The sequence below is a fragment of the Pseudoduganella sp. LjRoot289 genome, from assembly GCF_964252925.1.
Lineage (GTDB): Bacteria > Pseudomonadota > Gammaproteobacteria > Burkholderiales > Burkholderiaceae_D > Rugamonas.
The window spans coordinates 74,454-91,065 of record NZ_CAXUPN020000003.1; the positions used below are offsets into that span (position 1 = coordinate 74,454).

Below are 16,612 nucleotides of genomic sequence, written 5' to 3' on the forward strand. Positions count from 1 at the left end.
CTTACTGTTCGACGGCGGTCATGTTGTCGTCGGGCTTGCGGTCGATCAGTTTGTTGTCCGGATCGATGCCGGCCTTGGCCGGACGGCCACTGACCACCAAGGTGTAGACGGTCTCCTTCTGCGTCACCAGCTTGCGTTCGCGCAGCAGGCTGTTGCCGTCCTTGTCGTCGACGCCCACGTCGATCAGGTCGCGGATCGGCACTTCCTTTTCCGCGCCCAGCTCGTCGGCGCGCAGCTTGCTCGCATGCACCTTCAACGTCAGCTCGTACTTGCCGTCCGCGCGCTTGCGGGCCGTCGCGCTCAGCGCGCGGTTGTCGTGCAGCACGATGGCGTTGAACAGGTCGTCGATCAGGTAGGCCTGCTCCGGCGGCGCGATCTTGCGCAGCGCGTCCACCAGCACCGTCACGCTCGGGTAGGGCGAGGTGCGGAAGGCATGCTGCGCCAGCAGGCCCTTCAGCACGGCGTTGACCTTGTCCTCGCCCAGGATGTCCTGCAGCTGGTACATGGCCAGGCTGCCCTTGCGGTAGTGGATGTAGGCCTGGTCTTCATTGTCGGCCAGCGGCAGCTCCTTCTTGTTCTCCAGTGCGCGCCCCAGCAGGTAGGCGTTCAGGTCGTAGCGCAGGAAGCGGCGCATCTTGTCGGCGCCGTACTGCTTCTTCATCACCATCAGCGCCGAATACTCGGACAGCGTTTCGCTCAGCACGGTCGCGCCGCGCGTGTCGCCGCCCACCAGCTGGTGCGCCCACCACTGGTGCGCCACTTCGTGCGCGGTGATGTAGAAGGGGTAATCGATGTCCTTGGGGTTCTTGTCGTCGACCTTGGCGATGAAGCCCACGCTTTCCGAGTACGGTATGGTGTTCGGGAACGACTGCGCGAACGCGGCGTAGCGCGGGAATTCGACAATACGCACCACCTTGTGCTGGTAGGGGCTGTAGTTCTTCGCGTAGTACTCCAGCGCGTCCTTGACGCCCTTGGCCATGCGGTCCAGGTTGTATTCGTGGCCGGGCTGGTAGTAGATTTCGATGCCCACGTCCTGCCACCAGTCGTGCTTGACCGCATAGCGGGCCGACTGGAAGGCGTAGAAGTTCAGAATGGGCTTGTCCATCTTGTAGTGGAAGTAGCGCCGGCCCTTGGCCTTCCATTCGCTCTCCAGCGATCCCGGGGCCACTGCCGTCTGGTCGGCGCTGGTGCTGACGGTGGCGTCGAAGGTGACCCAGTCGGCGTCGCTGCCGATGTAGTTGTTGGCCAGGCCCTTGGGATCGTCGCGCGGCAGCGCCCGTTCCTGCGCGGGCAGGCCGTGGCGCTTGCGGTCGCGCGGGTCGGTCAGCTCGGCCTGGCGCTGGTAGCCGATGTGGGGCAGCACGGTGTTGTTGAAGAAGGTGCCGTTCTGCACCACCGGCGTGTCCTGGCCGAGGCCGAGGATGCCCTTGGGCGCGTACTCCAGCTCGAACTCCAGCGGCATGCGCGCGCCCGGCGGCAGCGGCGTGGCCAGTGTGTAGATGTAGACGCCCAGGTAGTCATCCTTGGCTTTCAGGCGCGCCACCTGGCCGAAGCGCAGCGGTTTCAGGTCGGCGCGCGTGTCCTGCGTGATATAGATGTCGGTGATGGGCTGCACGCTCTTGTTTTCCAGCATGTAGCGGCCCTTGACCTGCAGGCGGCGCTGTTCCGGCTCGATCGCGACGCCCAGCTGCACGTCGGTGATGCGCGGCTGCGCCAGGCCGGCCAGCGCCTTGTATTTGCGCTCGTAGTCGGCGCGGTCGGCCAGCTGGCGGTAGGGCGATTTGTAGCAGTTGGCGATGTGCAGGTTGTAGAACAGCACGCTGCCGGCGCCGAGGAAGATGCTCAGGCCTATGCCCAGCGTGGCCAGCACCGGCGTGGTCAGCGCGTGGCGCGCCAGGGACAGGCGCTGGCGCCATTCGTCGTTGTTGCCGCGCGCCCAGAACAGCAGCGACAGCACCACCAGCATCAGCGCGGCGCCGCCCCAGTACAGCTCGAACCAGCGTTCGCGCACCAGGAAGTGGCCGTAGCCGTTCATGGCGGAGTAGACGAAGCTCGGCGAGGTGCCGAACACCAGCATCGGATGATCCAGGCCCAGCGAGGGCAGGGTGATGGTGGCCACGTAGTACAGGATCATGGCGAAGTAGGCCAGGTATTTGTGGTTGATCAGCACCTGCGCGGTGATCGCCAGCACCGCCACCAGCGCGTAGCCGGGCAGCTGGATGGTGAACAGGTGCTGGAAGTACAATCCGGGCTCGAGCAGGAAATAGCCTTTGCAGATCTGGATCGTCATGCCGCACAGCATGACCACCAGCATCAGCAGCGCTTGCAGGCCGATCAGCGCGAACAGCTTGGACAGCAGCGGCAGCCAGCTCGGCACCGGCAGCGCGTCCAGCATCTGCGCCATGCGGTTCTCGCGCTCGCGCCAGACCAGCTCGCCCGCGTAAAAGGTGGTGATGGCCAGCATGAACAGCGCGAAAGTCTCCGTCACCAGCTCCAGCACCTTGTAGGTCACCGGATAGGTCTTGGTGCCGTACATGGAGCCCATGTCCAGCGCGCCGGCGAACATGGTCAGCACGCCGGCCAGCACGATGACCAGGAAGTAGACGTTCTTGACCGTTTCGCGCAGGTTCAGCCAGGTGTTCTTGAGCAGCAGCAGGCCCAGCCTGCGCGACTGGAAATCGGGCGCCTCGTGCGTGTTGCTGGCGCTGTGGCTGATGTGCAGCGGCGGCTCGCCGTCGCCGCGCGCATCGGCCTTGCCGCCGTCAATGGCGCTGACGAAGCGGAAGCGCCAGTAGCCCAGCAGCAGCACCACCACCGAGAACGAGGTCCACAGCACGCGGTTCAGCAGGTACACGCCTTCGGGCAGCACCAGGCGCGTGTTGCGCTCGGCGATGGGCCAGTATTCGGTCAGGTGGATGGCGGCGGCGGTGCCGAAGGGGTCGATCAGCGAGGCCAGGGTCTTGTAGTCCAGGTCGCGCGCCAGGCCGGGCGCGACAATGTAGCCGATCAGCATCACCACGCTGCTGATGTAGACCGGCAGCATGCGCCGCGTCAGCGCGGCCAGCACGAAGAAGATGGCGCCGAAGATGAACAGGTTGGGCAACAGCGTGGTGAAGTACGGGATCAGGTAGGCGGCCAGCGGGGGGCTGCCCAGGCGCTCGGGGTCGATGCCCGGTATCCAGGTGCCCAGCCAGGCGCCCAGCAGGATGGACGAGAACACCACCGCCAGGGTCAGGTAGGCGCCCAGGAAGCGGCCCAGCATGTACTGGTGCTTGCGGATGGGCGCGCTGAAGAAGAAGTGGTGCATATCGTACTCGAAGTCCTGCTGCACCGAGCGGCCCATCATGGCTGCCACCACGATCACGCCCAGACAGCCGAGGAAGCTGGCCGTGAACATGATGGAGCGCGGCGCGTTGATGAACACGCGGCCGCCGAAGGTGACCACGGCGTCCTTGAACACGCCGCCGGCGGCGGCTATCCACAGCATGGCCAGCAGCAAAAACATGCCGAAGTAGACCCAGGTGGACAGCAGCTTCAGGCGCTGGCGCGCCTCGAACAGGGCGATGGCGAACATGGTGGCCGCCTCAGTCGCAGTGGTCCGCCGCGTTGTGGCGGCCGGCGATGGTGGCGAAATACAGGTCTTCCAGGTCGCCGATGGCTTCCTCGAAGCCATCGCCCGGGTCGTCGTCGCTGTAGACGTGGATCAGGGTGCGGCCGGACAGCAAACGGGTGGAAATGACGGCGTGGCGGGTCTGGAATTGCTGCAGGTCTTTCTTGTCCACGAAGCGCGCCCAGATCTTGCAGCTGATGTCGTCGATCAGCTGCTGGGTCTGCCCGGTCAGCAGCAAATGGCCTTTGTTGATGATGGCCATGTTGGCGCACAGGTCGGCCACGTCGCTGACGATGTGGGTGGACAGGATGACGGTGCGGTCGTCGCCGATGTCGGACAGCAGGTTGTGGAAGCGCACCCGCTCCTGCGGATCCAGGCCGGCGGTCGGTTCGTCGACGATGATCAGTTTCGGGTCGCCCAGCAGCGCCTGGGCGATGCCGAAGCGCTGGCGCATGCCGCCGGAGTAGGTGCCCAGCTTCTGGTGGCGCACCTCGAACAGATTGGTTTGCTGCAGCAGGCCGTCCACCACCTCGCGCCGGCGGGCCCGGTTCGACAGGCCTTTCAGCACCGCGAAGTGGTCCAGCATCTCGTAGGCCGACACTTTCGGATAGACGCCGAAGTCCTGCGGCAGATAGCCCAGCAGGCGGCGGATCTCGTCCTTTTCGTCCAGCACGTCCAGCTCGCCCAGGAAGACCGAGCCGGCATCGCATTCCTGCAGCGTCGCCAGCGTCCGCATCAGGGTCGACTTGCCGGCGCCGTTGGGGCCGAGCAAGCCGAACATCCCGGCCGGTATCGTGAGCGAAATATTGTCCAGCGCCACCACGCCGTTGGCGTAGGTCTTGGACAAATTGCGGATGCGTAATTCCATGCTGACTCCTATCGTACCCTGCTGCACTGCAACAAGGCATACCACTTACTCAATACTGGCATTGTATTGAAATTGCGACACAGCGGTTGCCTCATTGCGACAGTCGGCAAATTCGGGGCGCCAGAGTGCGCAAAGCCGGGAGTAGCGTTGGCTTGTCGGCGGGAGTGAGCAATCAGTTGCGGAACAGCACCTGCTCGCGGCTGAACCACCAGCGGCACAGGGCCAGCAGCGCGCCGGCCGTGAGCGTGGTCGACAGCAGTATCACCGAGAACATGCGGTAATCCATGGTGCCTTTGACAAGTTCCTTCATCGCCAGCGAGACATTGGTCAGCGGCACCATGGCCCAGAACCAGTTCAGCTCCACGCCCGGCAGCAGCGCCACCATCACCGGCAGCAGCGACAGCAGCATCAGCGGCGAGATCAGCCCGGCCGCTTCCTTGTAGCTCTTGGCGTAGATCGACAGCGACAGTAGCACCGCGGCGAAGATGGCGGCGGTGGGCGCCAGCATCAGCGCCACCATGGCCAGGTCGAGCAGGCCGATGGTGCGCAGCATGGCGGCCAGGTCGGGCGCGACGGCGCTGCCGAGGAAGGACAGCAGCATGCCCATGCTGGCCACCATCAGCAGCGAGGACATCAGGCCGACCGTAAACAGCACCAAAAATTTGGCCAGCACGATGGAAGTGCGCGGCACAGGCGCCAGCAGCAGCGTCTCCAGGGTGCCGCGCTCTTTTTCGCCGGCGCCGAGGTCGATGGCCGGGTACATGGCCGCCATCAGGCAGCCCATCAGCAGCAGATAGGGCAGCAAGCCGCCCAGCACCGCTCCCATCTGCTCCCGCTTGCCGGCCGTGGAACGCTCCTCCAGCGTGATGGGGTTGAGCGCGAAGCGCAGCTGGTGCTTACTCAGTTTGAGCGCCGACAGCGCCTCCTCGCGCAGCGCGCCGTTCTGCACGTCGAGCTCGGCCGCCACCCGTTTGCGGATCACGTCCACCATCACCGCGCTGTTGTAGTGCAGCACCACCTTGGCTTGCTCCTTGCCGTCCAGCTGCTGCTGGAAGCCGGCCGGGATCACCAGCGCGAACTTGATGACGTCCTTGTCGATGGCGCTGCGGATCTGGTCCGGGCTGGCCAGCGCCACTTCGCGGAAGCCGCGCTCGCGCGTGAAGCGCGCGCCCAGTTCCGGCGCGTGCTCCTTGCCGAACACGGCGTAGCTGAGCTCGGCGTTGCGCGCCTTGTTGAACATATTCGACGACACCCAGCTGAAGCCGCCCAGGATCAGCGGCATCGCCAGCACGGGTATGAGCACGGTGAAGATGAAGGTCTTGCGGTCGCGCGCCAGTTCCAGGATTTCCTTCAGGTAGATGGTCCACATCGTCAGTCCTCCGCTTCCGGCCGGCTCACGACATCGATGAAGGCGTCGTACAGGTCGGCGCTGCCGCCCAGGTGGCGCAGCTCGTCCACCGTGCCGTGGAAGGCGGTCTTGCCGTGGTTGATGATGCAGACGCGGTCGCACAGCTTTTCCACCTCGTGCAAATGGTGGGTGGAAAACACCAGCGGCACGCGCAGCGCCTTGTAGCTGGCGATGAAGTCCAGCAAGATCTTGGCCGACATCACGTCCAGGCCGGTGGTCGGCTCGTCGAGGATGACGATTTGCGGCTCGTGCACCACGGTGCGGGCGATGGCGCATTTCTGTTTCATGCCGGTGGACAGCTGGTCGGCGCGCCTGTTGCCGTAATGCTGCATCTGCAGCAGTTCGAACAGTTCGTCGCAGCGCCGCTTCAGGCGGGCCGCGCCCATGCCGTGCAGGCGGCCGAAGTATTCGACGTTCTCGCGCGCCGTCAGGCGGCCGTACAGGCCGGTGGAGCCGGACAGGAAGCCGATCCGCTGGCGCGCCAGCAGTGGATTTTTCAACAGGTCCACGCCGTCCACCATGGCCACGCCGGCGTCGGCCTTCAGGGCGGTGGACAGCAGGCGCAGCGTGGTGGTCTTGCCGGCGCCGTTGGGGCCCAGCAGGCCCAGCACCTCACCGGGCGCGCAGCGGAAGCCGACGTCGCGCACCGCGTGGAACCAGCCGTCGTGGCCGCGCGGATCGCGTTGCGGCAGGGGCCGGCCTTTTTGCGCGGGTAGCGCAAAGCGCTTCGCCAAGCCCTGAACTTCGAGCATTTCATTGTCCTGTTGTAAAGATGGTTCACCAGAGTAGCATGCCAAAATTCTCGCATGCAAGATACAAAACCGTTTTGTCTTGCTATAGTCTGCCCAACATGAAAACCAGTTCGCCCATCGATACCGCCACCAGGGAAAAAATCCTCGCCGTCACGCGCTGCGGGGTCACCGTTTCCGAAGCCACCGGCTACTTCCGCGTGGCGCTGGGCCTGCATTACCTGTCCGGCCTGATGACCAAGCAGACGCTGGACTTCAAGAAGCTGGACAAGGAATACAACCGCTTCATCTACCAGTCCATCGGCAAGGGCCACAGCATTACCAGCATCCTGCAATACATGAGCGGTGAAAAAGTGATCAAGGTGATCGATTCGCCGCGCTTCCTGCGCGCCTTCGCCGAACATTGCGACGCGGTGCCGGTGGACAACATCCCCTTCCTGCTGGGCCTGAACCTGGGCGTGGCCAAGGATTTGTCCGGCATCGACGTGCGCGGGCCGGTGGCCGACTGGATCGAGCGCCAGCGCATCCTGCGCGAGGAAAGGGAAGCTGCCGAAGGCATATAATGGTGTCTTCCGAACCACGTTAAGCAGAACATCATGGCAGCGAACCATTTTCACACTCCCCTGGACCGTTTGATCGCCGGCGCCGACAAGGCGCTGCGCGTGGTGGCAGGCGTGGCATCGGCTTCGCGCCCGAACCCGGCCGCGCACGCGGCGGACGCGGCGCTGAGCGAAGCCGAGCAGCGCCATGCGGCCGGCCTGATGCGGGTGAACCATGTGGGCGAGGTGATGGCGCAGGCGCTGTACAACGCGCAGGCGCGTTTCGCGCGCAGCGAGGAAATCCGCCAGCAGTTCGAAATCGCCTCGCGCGAGGAAGAGGACCACCTGGCGTGGACCGCGCAGCGCCTGTCCGAGCTGGGTTCGCAGATCAGCGTGCTCAATCCGCTGTTTTACGCGGGCGCCTACGCGCTGGGCACGGCCGCCGCCGTGATGGGCGACGCGCGCAGCCTGGGCTTTGTGGTGGAAACGGAGCGGCAGGTCGAGGCCCACCTGGCCAGCCACCTGGACAAGCTGCCGCCGCAGGACGCCAAGTCGCGCGCCATCGTCGAGCAGATGCGTATCGATGAGGTGGCGCACGGCGAGGCCGCGCAGCAGATGGGGGCGGAAACCGCGCCCTTGCCGGCGCGCATGGCGATGACGGTCATGGGCAAGCTGATGACCGGCACCGCGTACTACATCTGAAGCGTCATCCCCTCGTAGGAGGGGATCCACAGGCAGTGAAGGCTCAGCCTTCCACGATCTCGTAGGAGTGCGTGATCTCGGCCGTCTTGGCCAGCATGATGGACGCCGAGCAGTACTTGTCATGCGACAGCGCGACGGCGCGCTCGACCGTGGTCTGCTTCAAGTTCTTGCCGGTGACGGTGAAATGGAAGTGGATCTTGGTGAACACTTTCGGATCGGTGTCGGCGCGCTCGGCCTTCAGCGTGACGTCGCAGCCGCGCACGTCTTCACGGCCGCGCTTGAGGATCAGCACTACGTCATAGGCGGTGCAGCCGCCGGTGCCCAGCAACACCATCTCCATCGGGCGCGGCGCCAGGTTGTGGCCGCCGCCTTCCGGCGCGCCATCCATGTTGACCAGGTGGCCGGAGCCGGTCTGGGCCAAAAAACTCATCCCGGACGGGCCGTTCCAGCTGACTTTGCATTCCATATTGCATCTCCGTAAGAAAACTTTGCGCTTATTGTAAAGGACTGCGGCCCGCCGCGCTTGGCGGCCGGCCGCCGCCGTCCTGCACTGCAGCAAAATTTTTTACCGGAAGCAGTGTTGCCACTGGCTTCCACCTTGCAACGCAGTGCAACATAAATGTTGCCCACTTTCACGCAATCTCGCATACTTACCGGTCAGGTTTTCGTACTTCCGCACGTCCATCCCTTTCAAACAGGTAGGAACCCCCATGAGCCAACCGACTGTATCCGACAACAGCTTCAAACACCTGTGCCACTACGGCGAGCTGGTCCTTCCTGGCACCACGGCGCACGGGGAAGTGCCCGACGACTTCACGATGAACTCCCCGGTCGGCGTCGCGCGCGACAATTACAACCACGTCTGGGTGTGTGATACCGGCAACAGCCGCGTGCTGGTTTTCACGGCCGACTTCGAGACGCTGTTGCACGTCATCGACGGCAAACCGGACGGCGACGGCCTGGACAAGCGCCTGCTGATGCCTTTCCACCTGTGCCCGCACCCGACCGACGACATCATGTACTGCACCGACATGGGCAACGGCCGCGTGGTGGCATTCGAGTACGACGAGCACAGCGCCGAGTTCCAGTTCGCCTTCGGCGACGTGGGGCAGAAGAACTTCATCCCGCTGTCCGACCCGAACGGCATTGCCGTGGTGCGCGAGGCGGACGGCGAGCACTACATCTACGTCAGCGACGAGTTCTTCCACACTGCCGGCGACGTGCGCAGCCGCTGCGTGAAGTTCACGCTGGACGGCGCATTCGTGCTGCAGTTCCGCGCCGTGCAAGACCTGGACAGCACCCACGACCTGCTGTGGCCGCAAGGCCTGGCCAGCGACAGCAAGGGCAATCTCTACCTCGCCAACACCGGCATGTACGAAATCCTGAAGATCGACACGGCCTGGCCGGTCAAGGACGACACCTTGCAGGCGACCAAGGAAACCGCGCTGCTGCATGGCTTCGGCAAGCCGACCGGCATCGGCAAGTTCAACGTCATGCGCTCGGTATGCGTGATCGACGACTACGTCTTCGTGCCGGGCCAGGTGGAAAACGCCATCATGGTCTACAACCCGGACGGCAAACTGCAGGAGAAGGTGGTGGGCATGCTGCCGATGTGGAACCACGAGCCCGAGCCCGTGCATTCCTATTCCGACCTGATCTACGGGGCGCTGGAAGACCGCGTCTTCGTCGGTCCCTACCAGATCTGCGGCGGCAAGGAAAAGAACACCTATTACATCAGCGAGCCCTTCGCCTCGACGGTGCTGCACGTGAGCATCAATATCATCGACGACGACCTGCCGACCACGGCCCTGCTGCTAGACTCGGTCGGCCACCGCCGCGACAATTCCACGGTTGCGCTGGCCACGTCCCAGTTCAACTGCATGACCTCGGTGATCCGCGTCGATCCGAACCGCAAGGGCGACGGCGTGCTGCCGAACAAGAATTGGCTGGACAACTGGGCCAAGACGGCTGCCGGCGTCTACCAGTACTGGTATGACAACGTGCTGGTGCGCACCGGCCTCGATCCGCTGGCCCGCGTCGGCACGTCCTCGTACAACATCGATTCCGGCAACTGGTGCTTGAAAACCTTCAACACCAGCGTCAACCCCTACGTCCAGTTGCAGGACATGGTGCGCGGCTTCTTCACGCCCGGCGACATCGCGATGACGGCGTATTACCCGTCGCAGCCGCTGCTGGGCCAAGTCTGCCCCGGCACGCCGCTGATCTTCATCACCAACTTCAACATGTCGACCGTGTCGATGTACCAGTACGGCCCCAACGGCCACCTGCTGAACTACGGCGTGCCTTTCGGCACGGGCAAGCTGAAGGCGCCGCAGGGCATCACGGTCAACAGCCACGGCGAAATCTACATCGCCGATTCGCTCAACAACCGTGTCTCGATGTGGCAGCTGCAAGCGACCGGCAACGTTGCCTTCGTCAAGAACTTCGTGTGGGAGGAGGGCGGCAAGGCGCTGGCATCGTTCACGCCCTGCGACATGGACGTCGACACGCAGGACCGTTTGTTCGTCTGCGACCAGTTCAACAACTGCATCCGCGTGTTCGACCGCGAAGGCAAGAGCTTGTGGAGCTACGGCGAAGCCGGCTATTGCGACGACCTGGACCAGGACTACGAGAAGTTCTACCTGCCGGCCAGCCTGTGCATCGACGACGAGGACAACCTGATCGTCAACGACCTGGTGAACCGCGCGCTCAAGGTGTTCAAGATCCGGCCGGACACGCTGGAGTACAAGACCGGCGACCTGGTGTTCAAGAAGTACCCGGAGACGGGCGGGGTGTGGATGCCGTTCTTCATCTATGCCCACAAGGGCAACGTCTATGTGCCGGACACCACCTTCAACGTCGTCAACGTATACAGCTATTAACCCGGCCATTGACCGCAGCTATTGACCAGGGAGTGCAAGCCGGGCTATAATTGCCGGCTTTCCCATTCGCTCAGGGAAAGTAGACAACAAGGATGCGTCCGCTGCAACACCGGGGCGGAACCACCAGATGAGCGTTTTTAATTTTCACAGAAAGTCATAACATGAAAACTTTTTCCGCTAAGGGCCATGAAGTCCAGCGCGATTGGTTCGTGATTGACGCGACGGACAAAGTCCTCGGCCGTGTTGCCAGCGAAGTGGCACGCCGACTGCGCGGCAAGCATAAGCCAGAGTTCACCCCGCACGTCGACACCGGTGACTTCATCGTCATCATCAACGCAGGCAAACTGCGCGTGACCGGCACCAAGGCAACCGAGAAGACCTACTACCGTCACTCGGGCTACCCAGGTGGCATCTACGAGACGAACTTCCTGAAAATGCAACAGCGCTTCCCGGGCCGCGCCCTGGAAAAAGCTGTCAAAGGCATGCTGCCTAAGGGCCCGCTGGGCTACGCAATGATCAAGAAGCTGAAAGTGTACGCCGAGGGTTCGCACCCGCACGCTGCTCAGCAACCTAAAGCACTCGAAATCTAAGGAACTGACATGATCGGTAACTACAACTACGGCACCGGCCGTCGCAAGAGTGCAGTGGCTCGCGTCTTCATCAAAGCAGGCACTGGCCAAATCATCGTTAACGGCAAGCCAGCGGCTGAGTACTTCTCCCGCGAAACCGGCCTGATGGTCATCCGTCAACCACTGGAACTGACCGGCAACGTCGAGCGTTTTGACATCAAAGTCAACGTACACGGCGGCGGCGAGTCCGGCCAGGCAGGCGCTGTGCGTCACGGCATCACCCGCGCACTGATCGACTACGATGCAACGCTGAAGGGCGACCTGGCACGTGCCGGCTTCGTTACCCGCGATGCACGCGAAGTTGAACGTAAAAAAGTCGGTCTGCGCAAAGCACGTCGCGCAAAGCAATTCTCGAAGCGTTAATCTGCTTCTTTCGGCATGTGTTTCGGCACATGCTGTCGAAAAAGCCGCCCGGTACGCCGGGCGGTTTTTTTTCAGCCCTGCTAAAATGGGCACCCCCTCTTCATTTACTCCCAAGGAAAGAACATGATCAAAGTTGGCATCGTCGGCGGCACCGGATACACCGGAGTGGAACTGCTGCGATTGTTGGCCGTCCACCCCCAAGTGCAGCTGACGGCAATCACGTCGCGCAAAGAGGATGGTTTGCCGGTGGCTGACATGTATCCTTCCCTGCGCGGCCGCGTCAACCTGGCGTTCTCGGCGCCGGACAAGGTCGACCTGAGCCAGTGCGACGTGGTGTTCTTCGCCACCCCGCACGGCGTCGCCATGGAGCAGGCGCCCGCGCTGCTGAAGGCCGGCGTCAAGGTGATCGACCTGGCGGCGGACTTCCGCATCAAGGACCAGGCCGTATTTGAAAAGACGTACAAGATTCCGCACACCGCGCCGCAGCTGATCGAGCAGGCCGTCTACGGCCTGCCGGAGCTGAACCGCGAAGACGTCAAGGGCGCCAAGCTGATCGCCAACCCGGGCTGCTACCCGACCACCATGCAGCTGGGCTTCGTGCCGCTGCTCAAGGCCGGCATCGTCGACGCGGGCAACCTGATCGCCGACTGCAAGTCCGGCGTGTCCGGCGCCGGCCGCAAGGCCGAGATCGGCACGCTGTTCTCCGAGGCCAGCGACAACTTCAAGGCCTACGGCGTGTCCGGCCACCGCCACACGCCCGAGACTGTGGCCCAGCTGCAGCGCTTCAGCAGCGACAAGGTCAGGCTGATCTTCACGCCCCACCTGGTGCCGATGATACGCGGCATGCATTCCACGCTGTACGCGCGCCTGAACAAGGACGTGACCAACGAGGCGCTGCAGGCGCTGTTCGAGGACGCCTACAAGGACCAGCCTTTCGTGGACGTGATGCCCTTCGGCTCGCACCCGGAAACCCGCAGCACGCGCGGCGCCAATATGCTGCGCCTGGCGCTGCACCGCCCGGACAACGGCGATACCGTCGTCGTGCTGGTGGTGCAGGACAACCTGGTCAAGGGCGCGTCCGGCCAGGCCGTGCAGTGCATGAACTTGATGTTCGGCCTGGAAGAAGGCATGGGCCTGGACAACATCGCGCTGCTGCCGTAAGCACGTCGTGGAAAAAGGCAAATGGCAGGGTTCCGGGGCTGCGGCGCCGGAAACCGTGCTGGTCGAGCACAAGGCGCCGCTGCTCAAGCGCGCCGCCGCCGTGGCCGTCGTGCTGGCGCTGGCCGGCGTGCTGCTGGTGTGGGGCATCGACCTGGGCCAGCGCATCTTCGGCGCCAGCCGGGGTGCGCCCGCCGCGCAGGATCAGCTGGCGCTGGTGCAGGCGGAACTGGTCCGCGTCACCGCCGAGCGCGACGCCTTGCTGGAGGCGGCGAGCAAGGCCGGGCTCCCGATTGCCACTGGTAGAACCGGGTCGCAGCCCCCATCTGAGGACAAAGTGTTGCCGGAGAACCAAACGCAGCCGGGGAAAGCAGGCCCCGACAGCATGAGTTCCCACTAAGGTCTATAATGGCCGTATGAATTTTGAGGAGTACCAAATGAATGCAGTAGCCGAAGTGCAAGACGAAGTAATCCCGGTCCCTATCGTGTTCACCGACAGCGCCGCGCAGAAGGTTGCGCAACTGATCGAAGAAGAGGGCAATCCCGACCTGAAACTGCGCGTATTCGTGCAGGGCGGCGGCTGCTCGGGCTTCCAGTATGGTTTCACGTTCGATGAAATCGTCAACGAAGACGACACCACGATGGACAAGAACGGCGTGCAGCTGCTGATCGACTCGATGAGCTACCAGTACCTGATCGGTGCCGAGATCGACTACAAGGACGATCTGGAAGGCGCGCAATTCGTCATCAAGAACCCGAACGCCACGTCGACCTGCGGCTGCGGCTCCTCGTTCTCGGCATAAAGTGATGTGAGGCCGCTGCGGCGGTATTGGGGAAACTCGTACGGCGGACATGCTTGCTTGGTCCGCCGTTTTGCGCTGGGGCGGCGTTTTTGCGCGGGCGTCGGCGACGCCGCGCTGGCCGACCTGGAATGCGGCGTCAGCGCGGATAGAGCGCGCCGAGCACGCGTTCGCCGCGCGCCCCGGTGACGGCAGGCAGATTACCCGCCAGCCGCTCATTGAAGCGGAACGCCAGCCACGCGAAAGCCAGTGCTTCCATGCGGTTCGGCTCCACGCCCAGCGCGGCGGTCGAATCCACGCTGGTTCCCGCGCCCAGTTCGGCGGCCAGCTCGCGCATCAGCGTGCAGTTATAGGCGCCGCCGCCGCAGATATACAGCGCTTCCGTCTTCGGCGCATGCTCGCGGATCGCGTTCGCCAGCGACACCACGGTCAGGCGCGCCAGCGTGGCTTGCACGTCCTGCGGCGCGGCCGAGGCGTAGGGCGCCAGCTGCGCGTCCAGCCAGTCCGCGTGGAACAGGTCGCGTCCCGTGCTCTTGGGGGCGGGCAGGGCGAAATAGGGTTCGCGCAGCATCGCGTCGAGCAGCGGCTGGATCACCTGGCCCGACGCGGCCCAGGCGCCGTCCTCGTCGTAAGCCTTGCCCTTATGGCGCAATATCCACGCATCCATCAGCACATTGCCGGGGCCGGTATCGAAGCCGGTCGCCTTGCCGTCGCCGCGCAGCACGCTGATGTTGGCGATGCCGCCGATATTGGCCAGCACGCGCAGCTTGCCCTCCTGGCTGAACATGGCCTGGTGGAAGGCCGGCACCAGCGGCGCGCCCTGGCCGCCGGCAGCCACGTCGCGGCTGCGGAAGTCCGCCACCACGTCGATGCCGCACAGCTCCGCGAGCAGCGCCGGGTTGCCGGTCTGGCGCGTGTAGCCCAGTTCGGGCCGGTGGCGTATGGTCTGGCCGTGCGAACCGATGGCCCGCACGTCGGCCGGTTTCATGTCGGCCTGGGTCAGCACAGCCTGCACGCACTCGGCATAAAGTCCGGCCAGCTTGTTGGCCGCCAGCGCCTCGCGTTCCAGTTCGTTCGGGCTGGCCGCCTGCAGCGCCATCAACTCGGCGCGCAGCGCGGGCGGGAAGGGCACATAAGCCGCCGCCATGGTGCGCGCCGCGCCGGCCCAAAAGTCCACCAGCACGCCGTCCACGCCATCCAGGCTGGTACCCGACATCAACCCGATATAAAGGCTCATCCGCGTCTCCCAATAGTTTTCCACTATTGTGCCTCAGCCCAGCGGAAAAGGGGCCAGGGTCAAATTTTAAAAAGGGCCAGGCTCCTTTTTTCTGACAGGCAAAAAAAACGGCGCCGTTGCTGGCGCCGTCTTGTTCTCTTGCGGACTGCTTTATTTTGCGGCCAGGCTGCCTGCGTTGGCATTGGTCGGGCGCAGCAGCGCGAAGCGGTGCATCATGTCGCCGGAGACGGTTTTGAAGCGGCTCAGCTCGGCCGCGGTCAGCGGGGCTTGCGCTTGCACGTTCAGCTTGGTCGGATCCTTGGCGTCGCCGCCTACCCGGAACTCGTAGTGCAGGTGGGCGCCGGTCGACCAGCCGGTGCTGCCGACATAGCCGATCACGTCGCCCTGGCTGACCTTGGCGCCTTTCTTCAGGCCCGGCGCGAAGCGGCTCATGTGGGCGTAAGCGGTGGTGTAGTTGGACCAGTGCTTCAGCACGACCAGGTTGCCGTAGCCGCCCTGGGTGCCGGCGAAGTCCACCACGCCGTCGCCGGAGGCGCGGATAGGCGTGCCGGTCGCGGCCGCGAAGTCGATGCCTTTGTGGGCCTTCCAGTTGCCCGAAATCGGGTGCACGCGCATCGAGAAGCCGGACGAGATACGGGAGAACTCCAGCGGCGACTTGAGGAAGGCTTTTTTCAGGGACTTGCCGTCGAAGCTGTAGTAGCCGCCACCCTGGTTGCTGCTCGGATCTTCAAACCAGACCGACTGGTAGGTCACGCCGCGGTTGGTGAATTCACCGGCCAGGATGCGGCCGGCACGGATGAACTCGCCATCCTGCCAGAACGTTTCGTAGACCACGTTGAAATGGTCGCCGCGCTTCAGGTCGGAACGGAAATCGATGTTGGTCGAGAACATCTCCACGATCTGGTGCACCACGGTGTCGGGCAGCTTGGCGCCGTCGTTGCTGGCGTCGGTGGCCGCGAACAGCGTGGAATTGATGGTGCGCGCGTGCATTTCCACGCGGCGTTCCAGCTTGGCCGCTTCTTCGCTGGCGACGAAACCTTCGCCCTTGCGGCTGACCAGGATGTTCTTGACCGGCGTGTCCTTGCTGTCGACCACGGTGGCGCGCAGCCACACCAGGTTGCCGTTCTCGTCGGTTTGCGCTTGCACGCGCTTGCCGGTTTTCAGCTGCATGACGCCCTTGGCGACCTTGTCCTTCTTGATGAAGGTTTCGGCCGCGTCGTCTTCCACGCCGAGGCGCGTCATCAGCGTGGCGAGCGAGTCGCCGGCGCGGATGCGTTCTTCGTGGACGTACTTTTCGGTGGATTCCTGCTGTTCGAGGGCGCCGATTTGCGCGGAGATATTGGGCAGTTCGAGGTTCTGGGAGATGGACTTGACCGGTAGATCCGCCGCGTCCGGCGCGAGCGGCGCGACGCCGGCCGCACCGAAGGCGCACACGGCAAGGAAGATCGCCGATGCACTCATGATGCGCGCCTTGCGCGTCGAACCTAGCAAGTTGACCAAGCGTGAGCTTGTGAATTTGTTTATATGGTTCATGCAATCAGTTAAAATTTACCGCTTGAACTGTTCCGGACCTTGATATTTTTATAGTTGTCGTCTTGTTGGATTTTCATGCGGCAAGATTGATGGGATCGCGAATTATATCAAACTATCGGACTCATCCTACATTT

15 protein-coding genes are annotated in these 16,612 nt (G+C 63.6%); 8 read left to right on the forward strand and 7 right to left on the reverse strand.

Annotated elements, in window-relative coordinates; genetic code table 11:
- Position 1 precedes the first annotated feature (1 nt).
- From ACSQ8Y_RS29720 to ACSQ8Y_RS29735, 4 genes are all read right to left on the reverse strand, one after another.
- The gene (locus tag ACSQ8Y_RS29720; protein ID WP_436270188.1) at positions 2–3,574 is read right to left on the reverse strand and encodes an ABC transporter permease/M1 family aminopeptidase; all 3,573 of its coding nucleotides are present in this window, start codon (positions 3,572–3,574) and stop codon (positions 2–4) included.
- 10 nt (positions 3,575–3,584) lie between these two features.
- Positions 3,585–4,478 (reverse strand): ABC transporter ATP-binding protein, encoded by an 894-nt coding sequence (locus ACSQ8Y_RS29725; protein ID WP_436270189.1) that lies wholly within the window; start codon positions 4,476–4,478, stop codon positions 3,585–3,587.
- A gap of 172 nt (positions 4,479–4,650) precedes the next feature.
- A complete protein-coding gene (locus tag ACSQ8Y_RS29730; RefSeq protein ID WP_436270190.1) occupies positions 4,651–5,847 on the reverse strand; it encodes an ABC transporter permease in 1,197 nt (398 codons plus the stop codon).
- Positions 5,848–5,849: 2 nt separating this feature from the next.
- The gene (locus ACSQ8Y_RS29735; protein WP_436270191.1) at positions 5,850–6,638 is read right to left on the reverse strand and encodes an ABC transporter ATP-binding protein; all 789 of its coding nucleotides are present in this window, start codon (positions 6,636–6,638) and stop codon (positions 5,850–5,852) included.
- Between the two features lie 98 nt (positions 6,639–6,736).
- On the opposite strand from ACSQ8Y_RS29735, the gene ACSQ8Y_RS29740 reads away from it, so the two are divergent.
- On the forward strand, positions 6,737–7,198 hold the full coding sequence (locus ACSQ8Y_RS29740) for a hypothetical protein (protein WP_436270192.1): 462 nt from the start codon (positions 6,737–6,739) through the stop codon (positions 7,196–7,198).
- 33 nt (positions 7,199–7,231) lie between these two features.
- Positions 7,232–7,876 carry a 2-polyprenyl-3-methyl-6-methoxy-1,4-benzoquinone monooxygenase gene (gene coq7 / locus ACSQ8Y_RS29745; RefSeq protein ID WP_436270193.1) on the forward strand — a complete coding sequence of 215 codons (645 nt, stop codon included), beginning with the start codon at positions 7,232–7,234 and terminating at the stop codon, positions 7,874–7,876.
- 43 nt (positions 7,877–7,919) lie between these two features.
- On the opposite strand, the gene ACSQ8Y_RS29750 is transcribed toward coq7, so the two are convergent.
- Complete coding sequence (locus ACSQ8Y_RS29750; RefSeq protein ID WP_436270194.1) at positions 7,920–8,342, reverse strand: OsmC family protein; 423 nt, start codon at positions 8,340–8,342, stop codon at positions 7,920–7,922.
- Positions 8,343–8,586: 244 nt separating this feature from the next.
- Here ACSQ8Y_RS29750 and ACSQ8Y_RS29755 point away from each other — a divergent pair, with 244 nt between their 5' ends.
- From ACSQ8Y_RS29755 to erpA, 6 genes are all read left to right on the forward strand, one after another.
- Complete coding sequence (locus tag ACSQ8Y_RS29755) at positions 8,587–10,758, forward strand: NHL repeat-containing protein (protein WP_436270195.1); 2,172 nt, start codon at positions 8,587–8,589, stop codon at positions 10,756–10,758.
- Positions 10,759–10,919: 161 nt separating this feature from the next.
- Positions 10,920–11,348, forward strand: coding sequence for a 50S ribosomal protein L13 (gene rplM, locus ACSQ8Y_RS29760; protein WP_056398365.1), 429 nt, complete (start codon positions 10,920–10,922; stop codon positions 11,346–11,348).
- Positions 11,349–11,357: 9 nt separating this feature from the next.
- Positions 11,358–11,750 carry a 30S ribosomal protein S9 gene (rpsI, locus tag ACSQ8Y_RS29765; RefSeq protein WP_436270196.1) on the forward strand — a complete coding sequence of 131 codons (393 nt, stop codon included), beginning with the start codon at positions 11,358–11,360 and terminating at the stop codon, positions 11,748–11,750.
- A gap of 123 nt (positions 11,751–11,873) precedes the next feature.
- Entirely contained in the window at positions 11,874–12,911 is a 1,038-nt protein-coding gene (gene argC, locus ACSQ8Y_RS29770) for an N-acetyl-gamma-glutamyl-phosphate reductase (RefSeq protein ID WP_436270197.1), read from the forward strand.
- Positions 12,912–12,918: 7 nt separating this feature from the next.
- Complete coding sequence (locus ACSQ8Y_RS29775) at positions 12,919–13,308, forward strand: hypothetical protein (RefSeq protein ID WP_436270198.1); 390 nt, start codon at positions 12,919–12,921, stop codon at positions 13,306–13,308.
- 37 nt (positions 13,309–13,345) lie between these two features.
- Positions 13,346–13,711 carry an iron-sulfur cluster insertion protein ErpA gene (gene erpA / locus ACSQ8Y_RS29780; protein WP_161071691.1) on the forward strand — a complete coding sequence of 122 codons (366 nt, stop codon included), beginning with the start codon at positions 13,346–13,348 and terminating at the stop codon, positions 13,709–13,711.
- A gap of 136 nt (positions 13,712–13,847) precedes the next feature.
- Here the strand turns inward: erpA and ACSQ8Y_RS29785 are convergent, their stop codons facing one another.
- Together ACSQ8Y_RS29785 and ACSQ8Y_RS29790 are read right to left on the reverse strand one after the other, a co-directional pair.
- Entirely contained in the window at positions 13,848–14,945 is a 1,098-nt protein-coding gene (locus tag ACSQ8Y_RS29785; RefSeq protein WP_436270199.1) for an anhydro-N-acetylmuramic acid kinase, read from the reverse strand.
- A gap of 150 nt (positions 14,946–15,095) precedes the next feature.
- Positions 15,096–16,478, reverse strand: a complete 1,383-nt coding sequence (locus ACSQ8Y_RS29790) for a peptidoglycan DD-metalloendopeptidase family protein (protein ID WP_436270200.1) — start codon at positions 16,476–16,478, stop codon at positions 15,096–15,098.
- Between the last annotated feature and the right edge of the window lie 134 nt (positions 16,479–16,612).

What these genes read in the sequence shown, in the direction of transcription:
- ACSQ8Y_RS29720 (WP_436270188.1), bottom strand. Translation starts at nt 3,574, where the DNA reads ATGTTCGCCATCGCCCTGTTCGAGGCGCGCCAGCGCCTGAAGCTGCTG.
- ACSQ8Y_RS29725 (WP_436270189.1), bottom strand. Translation starts at nt 4,478, where the DNA reads ATGGAATTACGCATCCGCAATTTGTCCAAGACCTACGCCAACGGCGTG.
- ACSQ8Y_RS29730 (WP_436270190.1), bottom strand. Translation starts at nt 5,847, where the DNA reads ATGTGGACCATCTACCTGAAGGAAATCCTGGAACTGGCGCGCGACCGC.
- ACSQ8Y_RS29735 (WP_436270191.1), bottom strand. Translation starts at nt 6,638, where the DNA reads ATGCTCGAAGTTCAGGGCTTGGCGAAGCGCTTTGCGCTACCCGCGCAA.
- ACSQ8Y_RS29740 (WP_436270192.1), top strand. Translation starts at nt 6,737, where the DNA reads ATGAAAACCAGTTCGCCCATCGATACCGCCACCAGGGAAAAAATCCTC.
- coq7 (WP_436270193.1), top strand. Translation starts at nt 7,232, where the DNA reads ATGGCAGCGAACCATTTTCACACTCCCCTGGACCGTTTGATCGCCGGC.
- ACSQ8Y_RS29750 (WP_436270194.1), bottom strand. Translation starts at nt 8,342, where the DNA reads ATGGAATGCAAAGTCAGCTGGAACGGCCCGTCCGGGATGAGTTTTTTG.
- ACSQ8Y_RS29755 (WP_436270195.1), top strand. Translation starts at nt 8,587, where the DNA reads ATGAGCCAACCGACTGTATCCGACAACAGCTTCAAACACCTGTGCCAC.
- rplM (WP_056398365.1), top strand. Translation starts at nt 10,920, where the DNA reads ATGAAAACTTTTTCCGCTAAGGGCCATGAAGTCCAGCGCGATTGGTTC.
- rpsI (WP_436270196.1), top strand. Translation starts at nt 11,358, where the DNA reads ATGATCGGTAACTACAACTACGGCACCGGCCGTCGCAAGAGTGCAGTG.
- argC (WP_436270197.1), top strand. Translation starts at nt 11,874, where the DNA reads ATGATCAAAGTTGGCATCGTCGGCGGCACCGGATACACCGGAGTGGAA.
- erpA (WP_161071691.1), top strand. Translation starts at nt 13,346, where the DNA reads ATGAATGCAGTAGCCGAAGTGCAAGACGAAGTAATCCCGGTCCCTATC.
- ACSQ8Y_RS29785 (WP_436270199.1), bottom strand. Translation starts at nt 14,945, where the DNA reads ATGAGCCTTTATATCGGGTTGATGTCGGGTACCAGCCTGGATGGCGTG.
- ACSQ8Y_RS29790 (WP_436270200.1), bottom strand. Translation starts at nt 16,478, where the DNA reads ATGAACCATATAAACAAATTCACAAGCTCACGCTTGGTCAACTTGCTA.